General features: G+C 61.2%; 23 protein-coding genes. 16 read left to right on the top strand and 7 right to left on the bottom strand.

What is annotated here, in order from left to right; all coding sequences use genetic code 11:
• Positions 1-3 precede the first annotated feature (3 nt).
• The 4 genes from CSQ91_RS21500 to proX all read left to right on the top strand — a co-directional run bounded on the left by CSQ91_RS21500 (position 4) and on the right by proX (position 4273).
• The gene (locus tag CSQ91_RS21500; protein ID WP_070260060.1) at positions 4-288 is read left to right on the top strand and encodes a polyhydroxyalkanoic acid system family protein; all 285 of its coding nucleotides are present in this window, start codon (positions 4-6) and stop codon (positions 286-288) included.
• A gap of 581 nt (positions 289-869) precedes the next feature.
• A complete protein-coding gene (gene proV, locus CSQ91_RS21495) occupies positions 870-2105 on the top strand; it encodes a glycine betaine/L-proline ABC transporter ATP-binding protein ProV (protein WP_034782568.1) in 1236 nt (411 codons plus the stop codon).
• Positions 2102-3205, top strand: coding sequence for a glycine betaine/L-proline ABC transporter permease ProW (gene proW / locus CSQ91_RS21490; RefSeq protein ID WP_092611845.1), 1104 nt, complete (start codon positions 2102-2104; stop codon positions 3203-3205). Before proV ends, proW begins: the two co-directional genes overlap by 4 nt.
• A 9-nt stretch (positions 3206-3214) precedes the next feature.
• Positions 3215-4273, top strand: a complete 1059-nt coding sequence (gene proX, locus CSQ91_RS21485) for a glycine betaine/L-proline ABC transporter substrate-binding protein ProX (RefSeq protein WP_034782466.1) — start codon at positions 3215-3217, stop codon at positions 4271-4273.
• A gap of 92 nt (positions 4274-4365) precedes the next feature.
• Here proX and CSQ91_RS21480 read toward each other — a convergent pair whose 3' ends face one another.
• The 3 genes from CSQ91_RS21480 to CSQ91_RS21470 all read right to left on the bottom strand — a co-directional run bounded on the left by CSQ91_RS21480 (position 4366) and on the right by CSQ91_RS21470 (position 5691).
• On the bottom strand, positions 4366-4836 hold the full coding sequence (locus CSQ91_RS21480; RefSeq protein ID WP_099389547.1) for a GNAT family N-acetyltransferase: 471 nt from the start codon (positions 4834-4836) through the stop codon (positions 4366-4368).
• A 43-nt stretch (positions 4837-4879) separates the two neighbouring features.
• Positions 4880-5134 (bottom strand): acyl-CoA-binding protein, encoded by a 255-nt coding sequence (locus CSQ91_RS21475; protein ID WP_034782468.1) that lies wholly within the window; start codon positions 5132-5134, stop codon positions 4880-4882.
• Positions 5135-5334: 200 nt separating this feature from the next.
• Complete coding sequence (locus tag CSQ91_RS21470; protein ID WP_034782471.1) at positions 5335-5691, bottom strand: FKBP-type peptidyl-prolyl cis-trans isomerase; 357 nt, start codon at positions 5689-5691, stop codon at positions 5335-5337.
• Positions 5692-5888: 197 nt separating this feature from the next.
• Here CSQ91_RS21470 and CSQ91_RS21465 point away from each other — a divergent pair, with 197 nt between their 5' ends.
• The 7 genes from CSQ91_RS21465 (at position 5889) to CSQ91_RS21435 (ending at position 14299) form a co-directional block, all read left to right on the top strand.
• On the top strand, positions 5889-6860 hold the full coding sequence (locus CSQ91_RS21465) for a YVTN family beta-propeller repeat protein (RefSeq protein WP_070260058.1): 972 nt from the start codon (positions 5889-5891) through the stop codon (positions 6858-6860).
• 14 nt (positions 6861-6874) lie between these two features.
• Positions 6875-7684: a polysaccharide deacetylase family protein gene (locus CSQ91_RS21460; RefSeq protein ID WP_070281069.1), complete on the top strand. Its 810-nt coding sequence runs from the start codon at positions 6875-6877 to the stop codon at positions 7682-7684.
• Complete coding sequence (locus CSQ91_RS21455) at positions 7681-8721, top strand: sterol desaturase family protein (RefSeq protein ID WP_099389546.1); 1041 nt, start codon at positions 7681-7683, stop codon at positions 8719-8721. The genes CSQ91_RS21460 and CSQ91_RS21455 overlap by 4 nt, the downstream gene beginning before the upstream one ends.
• Positions 8721-9548 (top strand): EI24 domain-containing protein, encoded by an 828-nt coding sequence (locus CSQ91_RS21450; RefSeq protein WP_099389545.1) that lies wholly within the window; start codon positions 8721-8723, stop codon positions 9546-9548. The genes CSQ91_RS21455 and CSQ91_RS21450 overlap by 1 nt, the downstream gene beginning before the upstream one ends.
• A gap of 31 nt (positions 9549-9579) precedes the next feature.
• Positions 9580-10365: a competence/damage-inducible protein A gene (locus tag CSQ91_RS21445; protein ID WP_034782476.1), complete on the top strand. Its 786-nt coding sequence runs from the start codon at positions 9580-9582 to the stop codon at positions 10363-10365.
• 364 nt (positions 10366-10729) lie between these two features.
• A complete protein-coding gene (locus tag CSQ91_RS21440) occupies positions 10730-13858 on the top strand; it encodes a transglycosylase domain-containing protein (RefSeq protein WP_034782477.1) in 3129 nt (1042 codons plus the stop codon).
• Positions 13859-13918: 60 nt separating this feature from the next.
• Positions 13919-14299 carry a hypothetical protein gene (locus CSQ91_RS21435; protein WP_143451078.1) on the top strand — a complete coding sequence of 127 codons (381 nt, stop codon included), beginning with the start codon at positions 13919-13921 and terminating at the stop codon, positions 14297-14299.
• Here CSQ91_RS21435 and CSQ91_RS21430 read toward each other — a convergent pair.
• Entirely contained in the window at positions 14296-14901 is a 606-nt protein-coding gene (locus CSQ91_RS21430; RefSeq protein WP_099389543.1) for a glutathione S-transferase family protein, read from the bottom strand. The genes CSQ91_RS21435 and CSQ91_RS21430 overlap by 4 nt on opposite strands.
• Positions 14902-15031: 130 nt before the next feature.
• On the opposite strand from CSQ91_RS21430, the gene CSQ91_RS21425 reads away from it, so the two are divergent.
• Complete coding sequence (locus CSQ91_RS21425; protein WP_099389636.1) at positions 15032-16384, top strand: TAXI family TRAP transporter solute-binding subunit; 1353 nt, start codon at positions 15032-15034, stop codon at positions 16382-16384.
• A 13-nt stretch (positions 16385-16397) separates the two neighbouring features.
• On the opposite strand, the gene CSQ91_RS21420 is transcribed toward CSQ91_RS21425, so the two are convergent.
• The 3 genes from CSQ91_RS21420 to CSQ91_RS21410 all read right to left on the bottom strand — a co-directional run bounded on the left by CSQ91_RS21420 (position 16398) and on the right by CSQ91_RS21410 (position 17647).
• Positions 16398-16682, bottom strand: coding sequence for an XRE family transcriptional regulator (locus CSQ91_RS21420; protein ID WP_099389542.1), 285 nt, complete (start codon positions 16680-16682; stop codon positions 16398-16400).
• Complete coding sequence (locus tag CSQ91_RS21415; RefSeq protein WP_099389541.1) at positions 16679-17029, bottom strand: type II toxin-antitoxin system RelE/ParE family toxin; 351 nt, start codon at positions 17027-17029, stop codon at positions 16679-16681. Before CSQ91_RS21415 ends, CSQ91_RS21420 begins: the two co-directional genes overlap by 4 nt.
• A gap of 156 nt (positions 17030-17185) precedes the next feature.
• Positions 17186-17647 carry a rhodanese-like domain-containing protein gene (locus tag CSQ91_RS21410; protein WP_099389540.1) on the bottom strand — a complete coding sequence of 154 codons (462 nt, stop codon included), beginning with the start codon at positions 17645-17647 and terminating at the stop codon, positions 17186-17188.
• A gap of 384 nt (positions 17648-18031) precedes the next feature.
• On the opposite strand from CSQ91_RS21410, the gene glnA reads away from it, so the two are divergent.
• The 4 genes from glnA (at position 18032) to ntrC (ending at position 22746) form a co-directional block, all read left to right on the top strand.
• Complete coding sequence (gene glnA, locus CSQ91_RS21405; RefSeq protein WP_029496182.1) at positions 18032-19447, top strand: type I glutamate--ammonia ligase; 1416 nt, start codon at positions 18032-18034, stop codon at positions 19445-19447.
• Between the two features lie 156 nt (positions 19448-19603).
• On the top strand, positions 19604-20113 hold the full coding sequence (locus tag CSQ91_RS21400; RefSeq protein ID WP_306508870.1) for a DUF4124 domain-containing protein: 510 nt from the start codon (positions 19604-19606) through the stop codon (positions 20111-20113).
• A gap of 5 nt (positions 20114-20118) precedes the next feature.
• Positions 20119-21207 carry a nitrogen regulation protein NR(II) gene (gene glnL / locus CSQ91_RS21395; protein ID WP_034782484.1) on the top strand — a complete coding sequence of 363 codons (1089 nt, stop codon included), beginning with the start codon at positions 20119-20121 and terminating at the stop codon, positions 21205-21207.
• A 48-nt stretch (positions 21208-21255) separates the two neighbouring features.
• A complete protein-coding gene (ntrC, locus tag CSQ91_RS21390) occupies positions 21256-22746 on the top strand; it encodes a nitrogen regulation protein NR(I) (protein ID WP_034782485.1) in 1491 nt (496 codons plus the stop codon).
• Positions 22747-22859 lie beyond the last annotated feature (113 nt).

Genomic DNA, 22859 nt, shown 5'->3' with positions numbered 1-22859 from the left:
TTGATGGCGGATATAAATATAGTTCAGCAACATAAGCTGACAGCAGAAAAGGCGCGCCAAGCGGCGCAGCAAGTGGCCGACAAGCTGGCCCAGGAATATGACCTGGCGTGCGCCTGGGATGGCGACGTGCTGCGTTTCGAGCGCAGCGGCGTCGACGGATCGCTGACCCTGGAAAAAGAGCAGGCGCAACTGCAAATCAAGCTGGGTTTCATGCTGAGCGCCTTCGCCTCCACGATTGAAGGCAAGATTGCCGAGAAGATGCGCAAGGTGTTTACCGAGCCGGCTTGACGGCTTTGCATCGCTTGTCCGGCGCCCGGTTTGGTGCTAGGGAGCGTGTCGCAGCGATGGGCGAAAAGACGATGAAAACAAGTCTCTTTTCGCCTTTTTTACGTCTGACTGTACGCTGGCGAACATTGCTAGCACATTTCTATTTGGAAAGCCATTGGACTTTGGTGGCTTTTTGCGTTATACTTGAGTCATATTTACAACAGCTACACCGCGTTTCACCTTCTGCTTCGCAGTACTCCCCACTCGCTGAGTGGTGAATAATTCTTCGGGTTTTACACCCGCATCCAGTTAAAAGTAGCTTGGTCGATTTTTTTCGGTCAAATACATTTGGTGCCATGTATTTGCATGGCGCTAGCGTTGTTAAAAGTCCTGAACCACAGCCTCTTTTAGCACGCACACGGCACCCCGGCACCGGCTTTGGCCATCCGCTGGTCACACGCGTGTCACCCCCTGTTTCCTGTCGCTCCCGTGCGCTTTTTGCGCCGTGGCGTAGCCGACGCAACAGGGTTTGCTGATTCCCGCCGCAAGCTAGCAGCTTGCTGGGTTTCATTCCATTCGTCAAATCGAGGGAGAACCACATCGTGGCAAAACAAATCATTATCGACCATGTGTTCAAAGTGTTCGGCGACAAGCCAGAAGAAGCACTTGAACTCGTCCACCAAGGCGCCAGCAAGCAGGATATCCTGGCCAAGACGGACTGCACCATCGGCGTTTTCGACGCCACCTTTACCATTGAAGCGGGCGAGATCTTCGTCATCATGGGCCTGTCCGGTTCGGGCAAGTCGACCCTGGTGCGCATGCTGAACCGCCTGATCGAGCCGACCGCCGGCCGCATCCTGATCGACGGCAACGACATCAATACCTTGCCGGACGCCCAGCTGCGCGCCCTGCGCCGCAAGGACATCAGCATGGTGTTCCAGTCGTTCGCGCTGCTGCCGCAAATTACCGTGCTCGACAACACTGCCTTCGGCATGGAACTGGCCGGCATGCCGAAAGCTGAGCGCCATGCGCTGGCCCAGCAAGCGCTGGAGCAAGTGGGCCTGGATGGCTACGGCGCCAGCTATCCCGACGAATTGTCGGGCGGCATGCAGCAGCGCGTGGGCCTGGCCCGTGCGCTGGCTTGCGATCCATCGATTTTGCTGATGGATGAAGCATTTTCCGCGCTCGATCCGATTATTCGTACGGAAATGCAATCGGAACTGCTGCGCTTGCAGCAAATCAAGCGCCGCACCATCGTCTTCATTTCGCATGACCTCGACGAAGCCATGCGCATCGGCGACCGCGTCGCCATCATGAAAGACGGCCACGTGGTGCAAGTGGGCACGCCGGAAGAAATCCTGCGCAAGCCTGCCAACGATTACGTGCGCAATTTCGTGCGCGGCGTGGATGCGGCGGCCGTGTTCAAGGCCAGCGATATTGCCCGCAAGAGCCAGATCGTCGTGTCCGAGTCGCCGAGCCGCGGCTCGCGCGCCGCGCTGTCGATGCTGGAAGAGCAGGATCGCGCCTTTGCGTATGTCGTCAATCCGCAGCGCAAGTTCCTCGGCGTCGTCTCGGCCGATTCGCTGCGCAGTGCGCTCGACGGCCATGTGGGACCGTTGGGCCTGGCGCATGCCTATCTGCCCGACGTGCAGACCATCAATGCAGATGAGCCAGTCGCCGGCCTGTTCGGCCAGGTGGCGCAACTGCCTTACGCCGTCCCTGTGGTGGCCAATGACGGCAGCTTCCGCGGCGCCATCAGCAAGACGACCTTGCTGAAGTTCCTCGACCGCGATACGCCAGCCATTGCCGAGCCACAACAACAGAAAGGACAAGCATGAACCCAAGCACCGTTTCCACAGTAGAACCTGTTGTTGAACAGGCCGCCCAAATCAATCCCTGGGCGCTGACGCCGCCCACCGATGCCAGCACCGCCTGGCTGGACGCCGCCGCGCCTGCCGTGCAGCCGGAACATGCGAGCGGCTTTCACCTGACACAGATTTTCGACGGCTCGCTGCCGCTGGAAAGCTGGATCAACCAGGGCCTGGGCTGGGTTGTCACCCATTTCCGTCCTTTCTTCCAGGCCGTGCGCGCACCGATCGACAGCGTGCTGTCCGGCGTGGAAGGCGTGCTGCTGGCGGCCCCGTCGCTGACGGTGATCGCCATCATCGGCTTGCTGGCGTGGCAATTTACCAGCCGTACCCTGGCCATCGGTACCGTGCTGGCGCTGCTGGTGGTGTCGATGCTGGGCATCTGGCCGGAAGCCATGACCACCCTGTCGCTGGTATTGACGTCGCTGGCTTTCTGTCTGGCCATCGGCTTGCCGCTGGGTATTTTCCTTGCCAGCAGCGACCGCGCGCAGAATATCCTGCGCCCCCTGCTGGACGCGATGCAGACGACGCCTGCCTTCGTCTACCTGGTACCCGTGGTGATGCTGTTTGGTATCGGTAATGCGCCAGGCGTGATCGTGACGATCATCTTTGCCCTGCCGCCGCTGGTGCGTTTGACCAACCTCGGTATCCGCCAGGTGCGTCCCGACCTGATCGAAGCGGCCCGCGCCTATGGCGCCTCGCCGTGGCAGCTGCTGACCCGCGTGCAATTTCCGCTGGCCATGCCGTCCATCATGGCCGGTATCAACCAGTCGCTGATGCTGTCGCTGTCGATGGTCGTGATCGCCTCGATGATCGCCGTGGGTGGCCTGGGCCAGATGGTATTGCGCGGCATTGGCCGCCTGGACATGGGCCTGGCAACCGTGGGTGGCCTGGGTATCGTGCTGCTGGCCATCACCCTGGACCGATTGACGCAAGCGATGGGCCAGCCACGCCGTGGCGTGCGCCATTGGTACCAGACGGGTCCTGCCGGTTTCGTGCTGCGCCTGGTGCGCGGCAACACGGACAAAAATAATGTTGAACAGCAAGCAACGCTGGCCAACGCACAATAAAGGATACACATGCATCAAATTGACAATTTTAAAGTGACGCAAAAATCGCAACGCAAGTTCCAGCTGTTTTCCGCCCTGGCGATCGCCGCCCTGGCCCTGACCACCAGCCTGGCCATGGCGCAGACGCCGGCCGTGGCCGCCGATGCGCTGCCCGGCAAGGGCGTCAAGGTGCAGCCGCTGCAAAGCTCGATCGCGGAAGAAACCTTCCAGACCATGCTGGTCGACAAGGCCCTGGAAAAGCTGGGCTACGAAGTGCAGCCGATTAAGGAAGTGGAGTATCCGACCGCGCATATCGCCATCGCCAACGGCGACGCCACCTTCATGGCCGTGCACTGGGATCCGATGCACAAGGATTTCTATAACAATGCTGGCGGCGACGCCAAGCTGTTGCGCACGGGCCAATACGCCGGTCCTGCCGCACAAGGTTATCTGATCGACAAGGCGACGGCCGAGAAGTACAACATCACGAATATCGACCAGTTGCGCGACCCCACCCTGGCCAAGCTGTTCGACCACGATGGCGATGGCAAGGCCGACTTGACGGGTTGCAACCCCGGCTGGGGCTGCGAAGCGCTGATCGAGAACCACATGGATGCGTATAAATTACGCGAGACGGTGACGCACGTGCAGGGCAGCTATGCGGCCCTGATCGCCGATACCCTGGGCCGCTACAAGCGTGGCGAGTCCATCCTGTATTACACGTGGACGCCGTACTGGGTCAGTGGCGTGCTGGTGCCGGGCAAGGACGTGGTCTGGCTGAAAGTGCCATTCTCGGCCAATCCGGACAAGGTGAATACCCGCCTCGACGATGGCAGCGACTACGGTTTTGCCGTCAACACGGCGCGCATCGTGTCGAACAAGGCCTGGGCGGAGAAAAATCCGGCCGCGGCCAAGCTGTTCGAAGTGATGCAATTGCCCGTGGCGGACATCAATGCGCAGAACGAGCGCATGCGCCGCGGCGAAAACACGCAGGCCGATATCGCCCGCCATACGGCTGGCTGGATCAAGTTCCACCAGCAAAAATTTGATGGCTGGATCGCGCAAGCGCTGGCGGCGGCAAAGAAGTAAGTTTCCGCGCTACCCGGCATTGAAAGAAGTGGCTACCGATTCGGTAGCCACTTTTGCGTTAACGGCCTGTTTTGGTGGTTTTTGGTGAGTTTTTAGACCATTTTGGCCAGTTTCAGGTGCAAAATGGGGAAAGGCTTGCCGAACGGGTCGCATTCCGAGCGGTTTTCCTCGATAAAGCCCAGGTGGCGGTAAAAACCGTGCGCTTGCGCGTTGTGCTCGTTGACATCGACGGCCGTGGCGCCCAGGGCCGCGAGGGCATGCCGGACCAGCGCGCGGCCGGCGCCGCTGCCGCGCCGGTCGGGATGCACGAACAGCATCTCGATCTTGGCGTGCTCGACGCACAGGAAGGCATGAGCGACGCCGTCATCGGCGCGCAGCACGTGCAGCAGGCTTGCTGCCGTCACCCTGGCCAGCTCATCGCGGACGAAGGGCATCAGGAAGGCGATATCGCTGTCGGCGAGAAAATCGTGGGTGGCGCGTACGGACAGGTGCCAGACGTCGAACAAACGGGGCAGGTCGGCGGCGTGGGCCAGCGAAACTGGGGAAAGCGGTGATGGGTTCATGCAGAAATTATACTGCCCCGGCAGGCGCCGGGGCAGGGGAAGATCAGTCCTTCAAGTCTTCGATCAGGTCGATGTATTGCTGTTGCGCCTCTTCCTTCGAGGTGCCGGCCAGGGCCGCCCAGGCGTCGAACTTGGCGCGGTTGACAAAGTCGGTCATGCCAGGACGCTCGCCCGTGGCGTCGCCGCTCGAGGCTTGCTTGAACAAGGCATAGATTTTCAACAAGGTCATATTGTCCGGACGCTCGGACAGGGTCTTGGAATCGAGCTGCGCTTGTTCGAATTGCTCTTGTAAACTCATGATGGCTCCTGTGTGCTGATGGAATCGCTGGAAAAGTGCGGCAGGCCCGGCGGAGTGGCCACCGTGCGTGCTGCAGTGCCTGACATCATAGTGAAAAAAACGCGCCGTGCATTAGAGGACACACTCAAAACAAAAACGCCGCCGCTGAGTGAACAGGGGCGGCGCCTGGTACAGTCGCTTGCGCGCTGCGGAGTCTGTTCTTATACGCCCAGCAGTTCGACGTCGAAAATCAGGGTGGCGTTCGGTGGAATCACGCCGCCGGCGCCGCGTGCGCCATAGCCCAGTGCTGCAGGGATGATCAGCTGGCGCTTGCCGCCCACTTTCATGCCTTGCACGCCTTCATCCCAGCCTTGAATGACGCGGCCGGCGCCCAGCGGGAATTCGAATGGATCGTTGCGGTCCTTGCTCGAGTCAAATTTCGCGCCGGCGCTGCCGTCGTCGTTTTGCAGCCAGCCCGTGTAATGCACGACAACATTGTTGCCAGCTTGCGCTTCAGCGCCTTCGCCAACGGTGGTATCGATGTATTGCAGGCCGGAAGCGGTAGTGGTGGTGGTCATGATAATCCTTGTGTAGGCGATGAAAGCTTCAGATTGTAGAGCAATGAGTTGCAAAGCGCCATTCCAGGCCCGCCGCAGGGAAAAACCAGAAATTACGACGATGTGTGGCTGCCGGTCGCATTTAAGGGGGGATTTAACACAATAAATACAGTGTTCCACGTAAAATGCATGTTTTGTATTTAACAGTGATTTCTTCCATGTTCCGCAGTCTATGCCGCCTTGTTTTTTCCTCGCTGTGCCTGGTTTCCGCAATATCGACGGCGCAAGCCGAAGTGGTGGTGGTGCTCAATTCCCGTGATGCTACGGTGCAACTGCTGGACCAGAAAACCTATGCTCCCCTGTCTACCTTTGCTGTCGGCAAGGAACCGCACCATCTGATGGAAACGCCGGATGGCAAGTCGCTGATCGTCGCCAGTTCCGTCGGCAACGAGCTGATTTTCCTCGACCCTGTCTCGGGCCAGATCCAGCGCCGCATCAGCAATATCCTCGATCCTTACCAGATCGGCTTTTCGCCGGACCAGAAGTGGTTCATTTCGAATTCGCTGCGCCTGGACCGCATCGACCTGTACCGCTACGACGGCAAGAACCTGACCCTGGCCAAGCGCATCCCGCTGCCGAAGTTGCCCAGCCACATGGCGTTCACGGCTGACAGCACCATGGCTTTCATCACGCAGCAGGGCAGCAACCAGGTCAGCGCCATCGACCTGGCCACGCAAACCGTGAAATGGACCATGCCCGTCGGCCCGGCGCCAGCCGGCATCACGATGACGCCCGATGGCAAGCATTTGCTGGTTGGCATCATGGGCAGCGATTACGTGGAAGTGATCGACTGGCGCACGCAAAAGACCGTCAAGCGCATCAAGGCGGGCGCCGGCACGCATAATTTCCGTGCGCTGGGGGACAACCGCATGACGTTCGTCTCGAACCGCGTGTCGAACACGATCAACATCATCGACCAGAAAACCCTGGAAAACGTGGGCACCATCAATGTGCCGGGCGGCCCGGACTGCATGGAAATCACGCCCGATGGCAAGACCATGTGGGTGACCCTGCGCTGGATCAAGAAAGTGGCCGTGATCGACCTGACGACGCGCAAGGTCATCAAGACCATACCGGTGGGCCGCTCGCCCCATGGCGTGTATTTCGCCACCCACTCGCCGCGCATGTGATGGCGGGTGTGCTGATGAAACGTCTGATTCCCGCGTGCCACGTGCCCGCCATGCTGTTGTGCGCCAGCGCCATGCTGTCGCCCGCGCAGGCCGCCGCACCTGTTGCCCCGGCCGCCTGCAAGGGCACCATCTACATGACCTTCGACACGGGCAGCCAGTCGCAAGCGCAACTGATCGCCGACGTGCTGAATCAACGCCATGTGAAGGCAACCTTCTTCCTGGCCAATGAAAAGACCACGCGCGGCGATTATTCGCTCGATGCCTCGTGGGCACCGTACTGGAAAGCCCGGGTCGCCGAAGGCCATGCGTTCGGCACGCATACGTTTGACCATGTGTACTGGAAGAAGGATCTGGCCAACGGTTTGATCCAGGTCAAGCCCCAGTTCGGCAAGGACGGCGGCAAGCTGGCGTCGTTCACGGATAAACAGTTCTGCGAGGAATTGCGCCGCGTCGATACGCGCTTCCAGGAATTGACCGGGCACAAGCTCGACCCATTCTGGCGTGCGCCGGGCGGCTACACGTCGCCGCGCACCCTGGCGGCCGGCAGCGCCTGCGGCTACCAGCATGCGGGCTGGGCGCCTGCGGGGTATTCCGGCGATGAGCTGCCCAGCGACAAGTATCCGAATGCCATGTTGCTGAAAAAAGCGCTGGCGAACTTGCGCAGCGGCGATATTTTCATTTCGCATATGGGCATCTGGTCGCGCAAGGATGCGTGGGCGCCCGCCAACCTGGACGCCTTAATTTCCGGCTTGCAAGACAAAGGGTTCTGCTTTGCCACCCTGCGCGAGCATCCTGCCTACGCGCAGAAGAAGGGCCAGCCATGATCGCCGCCGACATCCTCGGCCACGTCACTCCCGTCATCGACGCCGTCGTCGACGCCTTTGGCGTGGCGCAAGGCTGGCTGTTCCAGACCATCGTGAACCCCCTCGTGTATCACCTGGGCTTTGGCGAATTCACGGAAGAAGCGTTCGAGGGCACGGAGTGGCTGCTGATCGGCCTGTGCGAACTGGTGCTGTTGTTTCTCGTGCTGCGCCCGCTTGAAGCCTTGATTCCCGCGCAAAAGATCACCGACCCGCGCGCCCGCTGGAACGATTTTATCTACACCGTGCTGCACCGCATCGGCCTGTTTTCTGTCGTGGTCTTTTTCACGCTCGATCCGCTGATGGATGCATTGGCGGGCGCCTTGCGTTTCGACAATATTCATCCCCTGAACCTGGAATCGCTGTTGCCCGGCATCAGTCCCTTGCTCAGTTTTATCATTTATTTTGTGATACTGGACTTCGTCGACTATTGCTACCACCGGGCCTCGCACCATTTCGGCTGGTGGTGGGGCTTGCACAGCCTGCATCACAGCCAGCAAAACATGAACTTGTGGAGCGATGACCGCAACCACCTGCTCGATGACTTCCTGCGCGACGTGGTGATGGCCCTGGTGGCGCTCGGTATCGGTGTGCCGCCGGGCCAGTATGTGCTGCTGGTGTCGATTTCGCGCATCCTGCAAAGCTTGCAGCACGCGAATGTGAGGATACACTTCGGCCGCATCGGCGAGCGGCTGCTGATCTCGCCCCGTTTCCACCGCACGCATCACGCGATCGGCGTGGGGCACGAGTCGAAAGGCAAGGGCAGCATGGGCGGTTGCAACTTCGGCGTGGTCTTGCCGATTTGGGATATGCTGCTGGGCACCGCGAATTTCTCGGCCGGCTATGCGCGCACGGGCGTGCGCGACCAGCTGGCCCGTATCGATAGCAAGGGCATGGGCCGGCCGGGGCGCAGCTATGGCCACGGCTTCTGGCAACAGCAATGGCTGGGCCTGCGCCGCATGGTGGAATTTGCAAGAATTAAACGAAAAGGACGCCATTGATGCGTAATGTGTTGAATTCGTATGGCCGTGCTTTCCTGTCGCAATTGCACGGCAGGATATTGCTGCTGAGCGTGGCGCCGTTCATCCTGTCGCTGGTGCTGTGGGGCGGACTGCTGTACGTGGGCTTGCAGCCGCTGATCGACAGCCTGCATGCGCTGTTTACGCAGTACGATTTCTTCCGCACCAGCGGGCAGGTGCTGTCCACCTTTGGCCTGGGCGTGCTGAAGGCCGTGATCGTGCCGTTGATCGCCATGTTCATGCTGCTGCCGCTGATGATCCTGACGGCGCTGATCTTCATGGGCCTGTTCGCCATGCCGGCCATTGGCCGCCATATCGGCGGTCGGCACTTTCCTGAGCTGGAAAAGAAACATGGCGGCAGCCTGCTGGGCAGCGTGGGGACGTCCCTGGCCACCTTTTTGCTGTTCATCATCGCCTGGGTCATCCTGCTGCCCCTGTACGCGTTTCCGCCGGCCGCGCTGGCGGGACAAGCCGTGCTGTGGGGCTGGCTGACCTACCGCGTGATGGCGTATGACGCCATGGCCGACTACGCCAGCGCAGAAGAGCGCCACGCCATCATGCGCACGCAGCGCTGGCCCCTGCTGGCCATCGGCATGGTGTCCGGCGCGGCCGGCGCCGTGCCGGGCTTGCTGTGGATGGGCGGCGCGATGTCGGTGGTGTTCTTCCCCTTCCTGGCGGCGTTCGCCATCTGGCTGTATGTGCTGATCTTTATCTTCACGGGCCTGTGGTTCCAGTATTACTGCCTGGAAGCACTGTCGCGTTTGCGGGGCGTACGCGGCATGACCGACGTGGCGCCGGCAGACGCCTGAGTATTTTTATCGAATTCTACGAGGGAGCTTCATGGCTATCGGATTGATCATCATCGGCGACGAAATCCTGTCGGGCAAGCGCACGGACCAGCATTTCCCGAAAGTAGTGAGCATGCTCAAGGCACGGGGCTTGCAGCTGAGCTGGGCGGAATACGTGGGCGACGAGCCGGCCCGCCTGGTCGCCTTGCTCAAGCGCAGCTTTGCCAGCGGCGACATCGTCTTCAGCTTTGGCGGCATCGGCGCCACGCCGGATGACCATACGCGCCAGGCGGCGGCCGATGCGCTGGGCTTGCCGCTGGTGCTGCATCCGCAGGGCAAGGTCAATATCCAGCAGCGCATCACGGAAATGGGCCTAGAGGCGGGCGTGCCGGCCGATTTGAACTCGCCGGAAAACCTGCACCGCCTGAAAATGGCGGAATTTGTCGAAGGCGCCGAGCTGATTCCGAATCCGTACAACAAGATTGCAGGCTTTGCCGTGCGCGAACATTATTTCGTGCCGGGCTTTCCCGTCATGTCCTGGCCCATGATCGAATGGGTGCTCGACACGCATTATGCGCACCTGTTCAACCAGGTGCCGCATGCGGAACACGCCTTGCTCGTGTATGAAACGGCCGAATCCCTGCTGACGCCGCTGATGGTGCGCCTGGAAACAGATTTTCCGCTGATTAAGGTGTTCAGCCTGCCCAGCGTGGGCGATGCGCAGACGCGCCGGCATATCGAACTGGGCGTCAAGGGCGAGCCCGCGCAGGCAGAGGCCGCCTTCGCGCAGATGTGCGCCGCGCTCGATACCTTGCAAGCGGAATACACCACCATCTGACATGCAGCCAGCCCGGCGCCGGCGGCTTTTTCGCCGGCGTTCAGCCCGCCTTGCATCTATGTACGCAAGCGCACATTCCAAGACGTTGTTTTTTTGCGAAAATCTTCAATGAAGCAAGATTTTTGTGTGCGCTCGTCAGTCGTTCCCATGCCGATGTGGTGGAATGGTGAACAGGAGCCTGGCGTGTCAAACGCGGGGTTGCCTGCCTGTGCAGTAGCGTGTTTTTTTGATTCACCGGTATGGACATCATGTTAAGCAAGCTTTGTCGTGACCGGCCCTGGCCGGCCCTGCTCTTATCCCGCGCGGAGCGGTATCGCTACCGCATTTCCCGCGCCGTCCAAACCCAACCTTACCCCAGCATCCCATGAAAGACACAGGCGTCAATCTGGCCGCGCAAGAGCGGCCCCCCTCTGATCCACTCTCCGACACGGGCGCCGAGGCACCACCGCCGGCGCGCCCGCCGAAGAAGCGCCGTTCGCGCATCTGGCCCATCTTTGCCATCATCGTGCTGGCGCTGATCGCCGGCGCGGCGTGGTTCGTCATGCGCGAAGTGCGCACCTCGGCCCTGCAGGCGGAGTTTTTCACGCGCCTGGACCGCCAACTGGCGTTCAAGGTCGAGCCTGGCCCGGCACCGGCGGGCGCCATCCGCTATCCGCAGCACGGGCCGTATGACGAGCGGCTCGGCTATGCCAGCCTGCCGGATTTTATTAGCAAGCTCAATGCGCGCGACTATGAAGTGACGGCGCAGGCGCGCATGTCGCCGAAAATGGTGCAATTGGTCGACCGGGGCATCTTTGCCACGTACCACGAGAAAAACCGCGCCGGACTGACCATCCTCGATTGCCGCGCCGCGCCCCTGTTCGCGGCCAGCTATCCCGAGCGCATGTTCGACGGCTTTGCCGAAGCGCCGCCCGCGCTCGTGCAAAGCTTGCTGTTCATCGAAAACCGCGAATTGCTCGACCCGGGCACGCCCGAGCGCAATCCCGCCGTGGAATGGGACCGCCTGAGCAAGGCTGTCCTCGACAAGGCGCTGAACCTGTTCGGCGGCCATCGCAGTGGCGGCGGCAGCACTCTGGCTACCCAAATTGAAAAATACCGGCATTCGGAAGACGGCCGCACCAGTTCCATGCAGGACAAGTTGCTGCAGATGATTTCGGCCAGCCTGCGCTCGTACCAGGATGGCGAAAACACCATGGAAGCGCGGCGCAAGATCGTCGTCAATTACCTCAATACCGTGCCGCTGTCGGCAAAGAGCGGTTTTGGCGAAGTCAACGGCATTGGCGACGGCATGTGGGTCTGGTATGGCAGGCCATTTGCCGAAGTGAAGACTTTGCTCAAGGGTAATATGGACCAGCCGGGCAGCGCGCTGGCCTACAAGCAGGCGCTGAGCCTCTTGATCGCGCAGCGCCGTCCATCGCATTACCTGGTGGCCGGTGGCGCCGACCTGGAAGAATTGACCAACAGCCATCTGCGCCTGCTGGCGCAAGCGGGCGTGATTTCGCCGCAGCTGCGCAATGCGGCCATCGCCGAGAAGCTGCGTCCGTCGACGGCGTCCGGCGTGCAATCGGAAGCATCGACCTCGTTCGTCACGCGCAAGGCCTCGAATGCCGTGCGCAATCACCTGGCCAGCATGCTGGGCGACCCGCGCTTGTACAACCTCGACCGCCTCGACCTGAAAGTGGTCAGCACGCTCGACGCGCAGGCGCAAAACGCCGTTACCAAGGTCTTGCGCGAGTTGCGCGATCCTGAAGTGGCGAAAGCGGCCGGCCTGACGGGCAAGGGCATGCTGGGCAATGGCGACCCGGCCAACGTGGTCTACAGCTTTACCCTGCTGCAAAAGGGCGATCAAGCCAACTTGCTGCGCGTGCAGACGGATAACTACGACCAGCCGCTCGACATCAACGAAGGCGCCAAGCTGGACCTCGGTTCCACGGCCAAGCTGCGCACCCTGGTCACCTACCTGGACATCATCGACCAGTTGCACCAGCGCTACAGCGGCATGGGCGCCGCCGAGCTGAATAAGATCGCCGTCGATCCCAAGGACATGCTGTCGCAGTGGGCGATTGCCTATCTGAAACCGTTGGCACTCGGCGAGGCGCGCAACCTGCCGGCCATGCTGGCGGCCGCCATGGAGCGCAAATATTCTGGCAACCCGGGCGAAGGCTTCTTCACGGGCGGCGGCTTGCACCATTTCGGCAACTTCTCCAAGCTCGACGACAGCCGCATCATGACCTTGCAGCAGGCGCTGCGCCAGTCGACCAACCTGGTGTTCGTGCGCCTGATGCGCGACGTGGCCCGCTATTACATGTTTTCGCGTCCCGATTCGTCGGCCTCGCTGCTGGCGGATGCGGATGATCCGCGCCGGGCCCAGTACCTGAGCCGTTTTGCCGACAAGGAAGGGCGTGAATTCCTGCACCGCTTCTATCAGAAATACCGCGGCAAGAGCGTTGACGAGCAGGAAAAGATTTTGTTGGCCAGCATCCGCCCGACCCCCGTGCGCCTGGCGAATATCTTCCGCACCGTGAATCCGAAGGGGACCGTGGCGGAATTCGGCGATTTCCTCAATGCCAACTTGACGTCGCAAAACGAAGTACCGCCCGAACGCGTTGCCAAGATGTACCAGCAGTACGCGATGGAAAACTGGTCGCTGGCCGACCGTGGCTACCTGGCCAATGTGCATCCGCTGGAACTGTGGATGGTGGCGTATCTGCGCCAGCACGAAGGTTCCACCCTGTCGCAGATGGTGGCGGCCAGCGAGAAGGAACGCCAGGAAGTCTACAAATGGCTGTTCAATACGCACCGCAAGCATGCGCAGGACCGCCGCATCGCCAACTTGCTGGAAGTGGAAGGGTTCCTGGAAATCCACCGCCAGTGGAAGAAGATGGGCTATCCATTCGACTCGCTCGTGCCGTCGTACGCGACGACCCTGGGCGCATCGGCCGACCGTCCCGCCGCACTGGCCGAGTTGATGGGTATCATCATCAACGATGGCGTGCGCAAACCGAGCGTGCGCATCGATTCCATGCATTTCGCCGCCAATACGCCATACGACACCATGGTCAAGCGTGGCAGCAAGGTGGAAGCGGAGCAAGTGCTGTCGCCGGACGTGGCCAAGGCAGTGGCCAAGGCCATCCGCGAAGTGGTGTCGGACGGTACGGCGAAACGGGCGAAGACGGCGTTTGTCGGCGCCGACGGCGTGCCGATCCCGATGGGCGGTAAGACGGGTACGGGTGACCAGCGCTTCGACGTGTACGGCGCCGGTGGCCGCCTGATCGAGTCGCGCTATGTGAACCGCTCGGCGACATTTGTGTTCAATATCGGCGAGCGCTTCTATGGCAGCATGACGGCGTATGTGCGCGGACCGGAATCGAAGAACTATGACTTCACCAGCGCCTTGCCCGTGCAACTGCTGGTGTCCCTGGCGCCGAGTTTGATGCCGCTGATCGAGGCGCCCGCGCCGGCCGAAGGCGTGGCCAAGCAGTGCACGAATTAAAAGTATCTGGCTTGTGTGAACGCCGGCCCGCAAGGCCGGCGTTTTTTTTGGGGAGTGGAATTGGACAAGACGCAGCAGATTTTTCTGCAATACCACCGCTTTGACGATGGCTCACTGGTGTCGATGGAACAGATGTACCAGCCCCAAGGCGTGCAGGCCGTGCGCATCGTCTTGTACGCAAGAAATCATGGGCTGGAAGGCAATGTCTGGCGCAAAGTCGCCATCACGGTGGGAGAAGTGCGGGAAGTACTGGTCAGGACGCCGGGCAACTTCATCAACCGCATCTGCTGCGGCGTGAAGTTGCTGCGTTTCGGCGATGTCTGGTGCGTCGATATCGACGGCACGTATGCGCACGATGACCCGGCTACACTGGACGAAGTGCGCCGCGATGGCGATTGCTATGTCATTGGCGGCACGGTCGAGGCAATCGAACTCGATTAGCCGGCAAATACGGCGGTTTTATCTTCCAGGCGCGCATGGTAGACGGCGATGGCTGGATAGTCGGGACGCTGCATGGGCGCCATCAGCCAGCGCTTGACGGACAGGCCCAGCACGATATCGGCCAGGGTGAATGCTTCGCCGCAGACGAAGGCGCCCGTGCGCTGCAACTGCTGTTCCAGCACGCCCATCATCTTGTTCCATCCGGCAATACCGGCCGCCAGTTGCGCCGCATCCTGGTGGGCCGGGCTGTGGCGCACCAGCGACATGAAGGCGTAGCGCCAGCTGTTGTTCAAATCACCCATTTGCCAGTCCATCCATTTTTCCACTTCCGCGCGGGCACGCGGATTACTCGGCAGCAAGTCGTCGCGGCCCGCCTGGGCGCACAAGTAGCGGCAAATCGTGTTCGATTCCCACAGCACCAGGTCGCCATCGAGCAGCACGGGCACCATGGCGTTCGGGTTCAAGGCCAGAAAGGCCGGGTCGTCCGTGCTGCGAAAGCCGCTGCCCCAGTCTTCGCGTTCATACGGCAGGTCGAGTTCCTCGCACGTCCACAAGACTTTACGGACATTGATCGAAGCGGCTTTTCCAAGAATTTTCAGCATGCGGGACTCCATAGGCAGGTGGGCGATCCAGAACTGTAGCCGAATTGGCCACGCCGCGCATGTGAAAGTGCCTTGCATAGTTGGGCTTTTCTTGGCATCGTAGCCACCCATGAAACCTATGCGCCACCACATGTCCAAAATCCTCGCGTTCAGCCGTTTTTCCGTGCGCGACTTCCTCGCCACCGCCGGTCCCACCTTGCTGCTGGTCGGCGCGTTTTGCGCGCTCGCTTACTGGCTGGTCGACCCCGCGCCGCCACGCCAGGTGAGCCTGTCGACGGGGCAGGACAATAGCGCCTACGAAGAATTCGGCAAGAAATATGCGGCCACCCTGGCCAAGCACGGCATCAAGGTGACCTTGCAACCGTCGCTGGGTTCGCAGGAAAACCTGCAGCGCCTGAACGCGGGCAAGACCGATATTGCCTTTGTGCAAAGCGGCTCGACGGAACACGACGATGCCGAGCGCCATGGCTTGATTTCCCTGGGCAGCCTGTTTACGGAACCCGTCTGGCTGTTCTTGCGCGAAGACAAGGCCGTGACGGAGCTGACGCAACTGAAGGGCATGAAGATCAACCTGGGGCCGGAAGGCACGGGCGTGCCCGGCCTGTTCCGCCAGTTGCTGTCCGTAAATGGCGTCGAAGCCAAGGACTTGACGGTGAGCGACTTGCAGAACACGCCTGCCACGGTGGAGCTGCTGGAAGGGCGCATCGACGGTCTCGTGTTCAGCTCGGCGCCGGAAGCGCCGCTGATCCAGATGCTGCTGCAAACGCCGGGCATCAAGCTGTTTGACTTTTCACAGGCGGAAGCGTACACGCGGCGCCTGCCTTTCCTCACGCACGTCGTCTTGCCGCGCGGTATCGTCGACCTGGGGCAGAACATTCCCGCGCAGGATTATCACCTGATCGCGCCGACCGCCACTTTGGTCGCGCGCGAAGACTTGCATCCTGCCCTGGTAGACCTGTTCGTGCAGGCGGCGGCCGGCATTCACGGCGGCACGGGCTGGTTTCAGCAGCAGGGGCAGTTCCCATCCGCGCGCTACACGGAGATTCCCGTCGCGCCGGAAGCGCTGAAATTCTACAAGGATGGCGCGCCTGTGCTGCAGCGCTACATGAGTTTCTGGCTGGCCAATTTCTTCGACCGCATGTGGGTGCTGGTGGTGGCGCTGGGCGCCTTGATCCTGCCCCTGTCGCGCGTGGTGCCGCCCCTGTACGTGTGGCGCATCCGCTCGCGCGTGTACCGCTGGTACGGCCAGCTGCGCACGGTCGAGCAGGCGCTGGAAGACGTGCCGGAAGCGCAGCGCGCACAAGTCTACGCGGCGCAATTGCAACGGCTGGACCAGATCGAGGAAATGGTCAACCAGATCTCGATTCCGCTGTCGTTTGCGGACGGCCTGTATGGCTTGCGCAGCCACATCAATTTCGTGCGCAAGCGCATCCTGACCCTGATGGGAGAGTATCCGGCGCCCGAGGTGGGCGATCCGGCCTGAACGTTGAACCCGCTTAAACGAGGGTGATCGACAGCTTGCGCCCTACCAGCGCGGCGGCCCGCTCCAGGGTGGAGAGGGTCACGTCGCTGCTGGGGTCGAGCAGGCGGTCGAGTTGCGAACGGCTCGTCTGCAGCAGGGCCGCCATGCGCGTCTTCGACAGCGATTGTTCCTGCATGGCCTTCGTCAGTTGCCAGGCGATCACTTCCTTGATGGCACGGGTTTGCGTTTGCTCAAAGATGCCTTCTTCCTTGAGGAAGTCGTCGAGACTGCTGCCGAGGTGGGGAGCGGTGGCGTTCATGTCAGTTCCTTGTGGCGTTTGCGAGCCAGCGCCAGATCGTCGTCCGGCGTGGCGCGGGTTTTCTTGATAAAGCCGTGCAGCGCCACCAGGCAATCGCCGTGATGGCAGATCAGCACGCGCGCGATGCGGTTGCCGGGCAAGCTGCTGCGCACTTCTGACACACCGTGCCCCAAGTGGCGGCACAGGGGCATGCCCACGCGCCAGCGCCATTGCGCATGCATCAAGTCTTGTCCGATCACATGACGTTCTTCGATGGGTAAGGATTTGAGCCAGTCGCGCACGGGTTCGCCGCCATTGCCGTTCGCATAGAACAGCAGGGTAATCTGCCGCAAGCCGGAAGCATCCATGACGCACCCCTACGTTGTACTATATAAGGTACATATTCGCAAGGTAAATCTGCGCCGCTCTTGAAAAATCGGGCGCGCATGGATGGTTGTAGCCGATGGCGGACCGCATGGTAGCCCACCAGATCAAACACTGTTCAGATAATTCGGCTGCCAGTGTCAGGCGCCCAGCCACGGCAACCCCGCCTTGCACCAGCCGCCGATCTGCTTGCGGTGGCCATCGGCGTCCTTGTCGCCCTCGAAGCCTTCGAGGATGTCGAAGCAGTTCATGTAGCCGTGCTCGGTCGCCAGCTTGGCGGCATGGCGCGAACGCACGCCGGAACGGCACAGGAACAGCAGTACCTCATCCTTGCCGGCCTGGGCGGCCAGTTGCGCGAGGAAATCGGGATTCGGCACGCCACCCGGGTAGGTGGCCCACTGCACCGCACCATGCTGGGTATCGGCGATGTCGACCCGGCCGACCCAGTCGCGCTCGGCATTCGTGCGTACATCGATGAGCTTGGCGGCAGCGTCGCGTTGCAGCAGGTCATACGCTTCCTGCGGCGTGACGGCACCGGCATACGGCGTGCCTTCATTGGCCCGGCTGCGGGCGGTGGTCAGGATGTCGGCGGCGGTAGTCATGGCGTCCTCGATGAAAGTGGGCAGGTGTGTACGATTATAGTGCGCCGTCCGCGCCCCGCAAACGGGAAACCATGGTGCACAGTCTTTGCACCACAACGAGGCATTTTGCAGAAATTCATACAAAATGCACGATAATGGTGCGTTATTCGTTTTTTGCACTTGCATAGTGCATTCTTGATTTGACGCAAACGCAGCAGGAAAATCGCGGGCATGAAACTTTCACTGGGATGGCAGTAATTTTGTTGCCGGCACCAGGGGGCTCCTGGAGCTGGCATGGAATCTGCTATGATCCTTATGAGTTTTGGTGGCACGCAATGTTTGCTTCGCTTCATCAGCCCAGACGCACTAAGGTCGGCTCACCCCACATTCATTTAGGAGATACGCATGGCAATGACAGCCGCAGAAGTCTTGAAGATGGTAGAAGAAAACGAAGTCAAATTCGTTGATTTCCGCTTTGCTGATACCCGTGGTAAAGAGCAGCACGTGACGGTTCCCGTGTCGCACTTCGACATGGACAAATTCGAGTCGGGCCACGCCTTTGACGGTTCTTCGATCGCTGGCTGGAAAGGCATTGAAGCGTCCGACATGATCTTGCTGCCGGATCCAAACACGGCCAATATCGACCCGTTCATGGAAGAAACGACCTTGTTCATGCAGTGCGACGTGATCGAACCGTCGGACGGCAAGGGCTATGACCGCGACCCGCGCTCGATCGCGAAACGCGCCGAAGCCTACCTGAAATCGTCGGGCATGGGCGACACCGCCTACTTCGGCCCTGAGCCGGAATTCTTCATCTTCGACAGCGTGCGCTGGAAGATCGACATGTCGGGCTGCTTCGTCAAGATCGGTTCGGACGAAGGTTCGTGGTCGACCGGCAAGGACATCGAAGGCGGCAACAGCGGCCACCGTCCTACCGTCAAGGGCGGCTACTTCCCGGTGCCACCAGTGGACAGCTTCCAGGACATGCGTTCGGAAATGTGCCTGATCCTGGAATCGCTGGGCATCCCGGTTGAGGTACATCATCACGAAGTGGCCGGCGCCGGCCAAAATGAAATCGGCACCAAGTTCTCGACCCTGGTCGAGCGCGCCGACTGGACGCAAAACCTGAAATACGTGGTGTGGAACGTGGCGCACAGCTATGGCAAGACCGCCACCTTCATGCCGAAACCTATCGTTGGCGACAACGGTTCGGGCATGCACGTGCATCAATCCGTATGGAAAGATGGCAAAAACCTGTTCGCTGGCGACGGCTATGCCGGCCTGTCCGATTTCGCCCTGTACTACATCGGCGGCATCATCAAGCACGCCAAGGCACTGAACGCGATCACGAATCCGGGCACCAACTCGTACAAGCGCCTGGTACCAGGCTACGAAGCCCCAGTGAAACTGGCGTACTCGGCGAAAAACCGTTCCGCCTCGATCCGCATCCCGCACGTGGCCAATCCAAAAGGCCGCCGCGTCGAAGCGCGCTTCCCGGACCCACTGGCGAACCCGTACCTGTGCTTCGCCGCACTGCTGATGGCTGGCCTGGACGGCGTTGCCAACAAGATCCATCCGGGCGAAGCCGCCTCGAAAGATCTGTACCATCTGCCGCCGGAAGAAGACGCACTGATCCCGACCGTGTGCGCTTCGCTGGAAGAAGCTCTGGACGCACTGGACAAGGACCGCGAGTTCCTGACCCGTGGCGGCGTGTTCAGCGATTCGATGATCGACGCTTACCTGGAACTGAAAATGCAGGACGTACAGCGCATGCGCATGACCACGCATCCTGCCGAGTTCGACATGTACTACTCGCTATAATGGCGCCATGCCGGCAATGTGCCGGTAGTGAATAAAAACGCGGGTGAGGCGATGGTCTTGCCCGCGTTTTTTTTATGCAGTACGCCAAGGCGGTGATCGTGCGGTGTTGTATAGTCGGCCCAGGAACGATGCGGCATGTGCCGACAGGAGTGAAGATTGACCAAGCATTACAGAATGGCGCTGATGGCAGGATTGCTGGGCGCGGCAGCACAGGCGCACGGGCAGCTGTATGTCTGCGCCGATGCGCAGGGACACAAGACGTACACGGACAAGCGGGCTGGCGCGCATTGCCAGCTGCTCGATTTACCGGGCGCCATGACGGAGCCTCCACGCAAGACGGCGCCGCTGGCCGGCGCGCCTGCCCGGCCCGCCATGCAGGCGGCGGCCACGGCGGCGCCTGCCGCCGGCGCGTTTCCCAAGGTCGATGGCGCCGAGCAGCGCGCGCGCGACCTGGACCGGCGCCAGATCCTGCAGGACGAATTGCGCAGCGAAGAACTGAAACTGGCGGCACAGCGCCTGGAATTCAACGACGGCCAGCCCGAGCGCCAGGGCAATGAGCGCAACTATGCGAAATACCAGGAACGGGTGGCGCAGTTGAAGGACAACATTAGCCGAACACAGCAGAACGTCGAGGCCCTGAAACGCGAGATCGCGAATATTCGGTAAAGCACATGACACCAGACAACCATTCCAGCCGTCCCGCCCACCTGGCCGGCCTTGATTTGCTCGCTTCAGCCGTGATCCTGCTCGATGGCGACGGCCGCATCAGCTATGCCAACGCGGCGGCGGAAAACCTGCTGGAAAGCTCATTGAAAGCCCTGTCGCGGCAAAAGCTGACGGCGCTGTTCCTCAATCCCGACGAGCTGTCCGGTATTTGCGCGCAGGCGCTCGAACATAAATTTTCCGACTTGCGGCAGGACCTGAGCCTGGAACGCCTGGGGCGCGAACCGCTGCGCGTGCACAGCATCATCAGCGCGCTCGACGCGCCGCGCGACGGCGTGCTGATCGAGCTGCGCGAAAACGTGCAGCAGCTAAAGCTCGACCGCGAGGAGCGCATCCTCGACCAGAGCCAGGTCAACAAGGAGCTGATCCGCAACCTGGCGCATGAAATCAAGAACCCGCTGGGCGGCATCCGCGGCGCGGCCCAGCTGCTGGAGCTGGAATTGCCGGCCCTGCACCTGAGCGAGCTGCGCGAATACACGCAAGTCATCATCAAGGAAGCGGACCGCCTGCAAACCCTGGTCGACCGCCTGCTGGCGCCGCACCGCCGCCCGCATATCGTGGGCGACGTGAATATCCACGAAGTGTGCGAGCGCGTGCGCAGCCTGATCCTGGCCGAATTTCCCAGTGGCTTGACTATTTCGCGCGATTACGATGCCTCGATCCCCGAGTTTCGCGGCGACAAGGAACAATTGATACAAACCGTGCTCAACATCGCGCACAACGCAGCGCAAGCCCTGGCCGAGCGCATCGAGGCGGGCGATGCGGAGCTGATTTTCAAGACGCGCGTGGCGCGCCAGGTGACCCTGGCCAAGGTCCGTTACGGCCTGGCATTAGACTTGCATATCATTGACAATGGACCGGGCATCGCACCCCAGATCCGCGACCGGATTTTCTACCCGCTGGTGTCGGGCAGGGAAGGCGGCAGCGGGTTGGGACTGACCTTGGCGCAAACCTTCGTGCAACAGCACCTGGGCGTGATCGAGTGCGAAAGCCGGCCTGGATACACCGATTTCAGGATCGTTCTACCCTTGCCATAAGCGAGGAGGTATCCCACCCATGAAATCCATTGCGGGACGCACACACTAATGAAGCCAATCTGGATAGTTGACGACGACGAATCAATCCGCTGGGTGCTGGAAAAAGCCCTGGCGCGGGAAAATCTCGCCACCAAGAGTTTTGCCAATGCGCGCGACGCCATCGCCGCACTGGAATTTGACACGCCGCAAGTGCTCGTGTCCGATATCCGCATGCCGGGCGCATCCGGCCTGGAATTGCTGCAGACGGTCAAGTCGCGTTTTCCCGGCTTGCCGGTCATCATCATCACGGCCTTTTCCGACCTCGATTCGGCCGTCGCAGCCTTCCAGGGCGGCGCCTTCGAATACCTGGCGAAACCTTTCGATATCGACAAGGCCGTCGAGCTGATCCGCCGCGCGCTGGAAGAAAGCCTGCGCGAGACCAGCGTCGAATCGGGCCCGTCGGAAACGCCGGAAATCCTCGGCCAGGCGCCGGCCATGCAGGAAGTCTTCCGCGCCATCGGCCGCCTGTCGCAATCGAATGTGACCGTGCTGATCACGGGCGAATCCGGTTCCGGCAAGGAACTCGTGGCGCGCGCGCTGCACAAGCACAGCCCGCGCGCGGCGCAACCGTTCATTGCCCTGAACACGGCGGCGATCCCGAAGGATTTGCTGGAGTCCGAACTGTTTGGCCATGAACGCGGTGCATTTACGGGCGCGCAGACGACGCGCCGGGGCCGCTTTGAGCAAGCCGAGAACGGCACTTTGTTCCTCGATGAAATCGGCGACATGCCGTTCGACCTGCAGACGCGCTTGCTGCGCGTGCTGTCCGACGGCCATTTCTACCGCGTCGGCGGCCATCAGCCCATGAAGGCGAACGTGCGCGTCATTACCGCCACGCACCAGAATCTCGAGCAGCGCGTGCGCGACGGCCTGTTCCGCGAAGACTTGTATCACCGCCTGAACGTGATCCGCCTGCGCCTGCCCAGTTTGAGGGAGCGGCGCGAGGATATCCCCATCCTGGTGCGCCACTTCCTGGTGCAAAGCGCGCGCCAGCTGGGCGTGGAAGCCAAGCGCATGAGCGAGCCGACGATGCAGTTTCTCAGCAGCCTGGATTTGCCCGGCAATGTGCGCCAGCTGGAAAACCTGTGCAACTGGATCACCGTCATGGCGCCGGGCCAGACGGTGGAAATCAAGGACTTGCCGCTGGAATTGACGCAGGGGCAGGGCGATGGCGCGGCCACCGCGGCGGCGGGCGAAGCTGCGCCGGCGGCCGTGGCTCATCCGCATGGCGGCCAGGTCTTCGAGGCGGCCGCACCCGCCAACGGCGCGCCGCCGGGCTGGATTGGTTTACTGGAATTGCAGGCGGCCGGCATGCTGGGCGCGGGGCAGCAGGAAGTCATGGCCGTGCTGGGACGCCAGTTCGAGTCGGCCCTGATCAAGACGGCGCTCAAGCATACGCACGGGCGCAAGAACGATGCCGCCGTGCGCCTGGGCATCGGCCGCAACACCATCACCCGCAAGATATCCGAACTGGGCATCGACGGCGCCAAGGACGATTGACGTCTTGCCGGACGGGGGCTCCCCCGTCCGCTTTTTCTTGCGGTGTTCCTTGCACGCCACAACACCCACAGCAGGCGATAAGGTAAGCTGGCGCCTGCCGGACTGTTTCGTCC

This window comes from Janthinobacterium sp. BJB301 (assembly GCF_002735685.1).
Taxonomy (GTDB): Bacteria; Pseudomonadota; Gammaproteobacteria; order Burkholderiales; family Burkholderiaceae_D; genus Janthinobacterium; species Janthinobacterium lividum.
The sequence above is the reverse complement of the archived record's forward strand: the minus strand, read 5'-3'. Positions and strand labels throughout refer to the sequence as shown.

What these genes read in the sequence shown, in the direction of transcription:
- CSQ91_RS21475 (WP_034782468.1), bottom strand. Translation starts at nt 5,134, where the DNA reads ATGAGTTTACAAGAGCAATTCGAACAAGCGCAGCTCGATTCCAAGACC.
- CSQ91_RS21500 (WP_070260060.1), top strand. Translation starts at nt 4, where the DNA reads ATGGCGGATATAAATATAGTTCAGCAACATAAGCTGACAGCAGAAAAG.
- glnL (WP_034782484.1), top strand. Translation starts at nt 20,119, where the DNA reads ATGACACCAGACAACCATTCCAGCCGTCCCGCCCACCTGGCCGGCCTT.
- CSQ91_RS21450 (WP_099389545.1), top strand. Translation starts at nt 8,721, where the DNA reads ATGCGTAATGTGTTGAATTCGTATGGCCGTGCTTTCCTGTCGCAATTG.
- CSQ91_RS21440 (WP_034782477.1), top strand. Translation starts at nt 10,730, where the DNA reads ATGAAAGACACAGGCGTCAATCTGGCCGCGCAAGAGCGGCCCCCCTCT.
- proX (WP_034782466.1), top strand. Translation starts at nt 3,215, where the DNA reads ATGCATCAAATTGACAATTTTAAAGTGACGCAAAAATCGCAACGCAAG.
- ntrC (WP_034782485.1), top strand. Translation starts at nt 21,256, where the DNA reads ATGAAGCCAATCTGGATAGTTGACGACGACGAATCAATCCGCTGGGTG.
- CSQ91_RS21470 (WP_034782471.1), bottom strand. Translation starts at nt 5,691, where the DNA reads ATGACCACCACCACTACCGCTTCCGGCCTGCAATACATCGATACCACC.
- CSQ91_RS21415 (WP_099389541.1), bottom strand. Translation starts at nt 17,029, where the DNA reads ATGGATGCTTCCGGCTTGCGGCAGATTACCCTGCTGTTCTATGCGAAC.
- CSQ91_RS21455 (WP_099389546.1), top strand. Translation starts at nt 7,681, where the DNA reads ATGATCGCCGCCGACATCCTCGGCCACGTCACTCCCGTCATCGACGCC.
- CSQ91_RS21425 (WP_099389636.1), top strand. Translation starts at nt 15,032, where the DNA reads ATGTCCAAAATCCTCGCGTTCAGCCGTTTTTCCGTGCGCGACTTCCTC.
- CSQ91_RS21445 (WP_034782476.1), top strand. Translation starts at nt 9,580, where the DNA reads ATGGCTATCGGATTGATCATCATCGGCGACGAAATCCTGTCGGGCAAG.
- CSQ91_RS21430 (WP_099389543.1), bottom strand. Translation starts at nt 14,901, where the DNA reads ATGCTGAAAATTCTTGGAAAAGCCGCTTCGATCAATGTCCGTAAAGTC.
- CSQ91_RS21460 (WP_070281069.1), top strand. Translation starts at nt 6,875, where the DNA reads ATGAAACGTCTGATTCCCGCGTGCCACGTGCCCGCCATGCTGTTGTGC.
- glnA (WP_029496182.1), top strand. Translation starts at nt 18,032, where the DNA reads ATGGCAATGACAGCCGCAGAAGTCTTGAAGATGGTAGAAGAAAACGAA.
- proW (WP_092611845.1), top strand. Translation starts at nt 2,102, where the DNA reads ATGAACCCAAGCACCGTTTCCACAGTAGAACCTGTTGTTGAACAGGCC.
- CSQ91_RS21465 (WP_070260058.1), top strand. Translation starts at nt 5,889, where the DNA reads ATGTTCCGCAGTCTATGCCGCCTTGTTTTTTCCTCGCTGTGCCTGGTT.
- CSQ91_RS21480 (WP_099389547.1), bottom strand. Translation starts at nt 4,836, where the DNA reads ATGAACCCATCACCGCTTTCCCCAGTTTCGCTGGCCCACGCCGCCGAC.
- CSQ91_RS21420 (WP_099389542.1), bottom strand. Translation starts at nt 16,682, where the DNA reads ATGAACGCCACCGCTCCCCACCTCGGCAGCAGTCTCGACGACTTCCTC.
- CSQ91_RS21410 (WP_099389540.1), bottom strand. Translation starts at nt 17,647, where the DNA reads ATGACTACCGCCGCCGACATCCTGACCACCGCCCGCAGCCGGGCCAAT.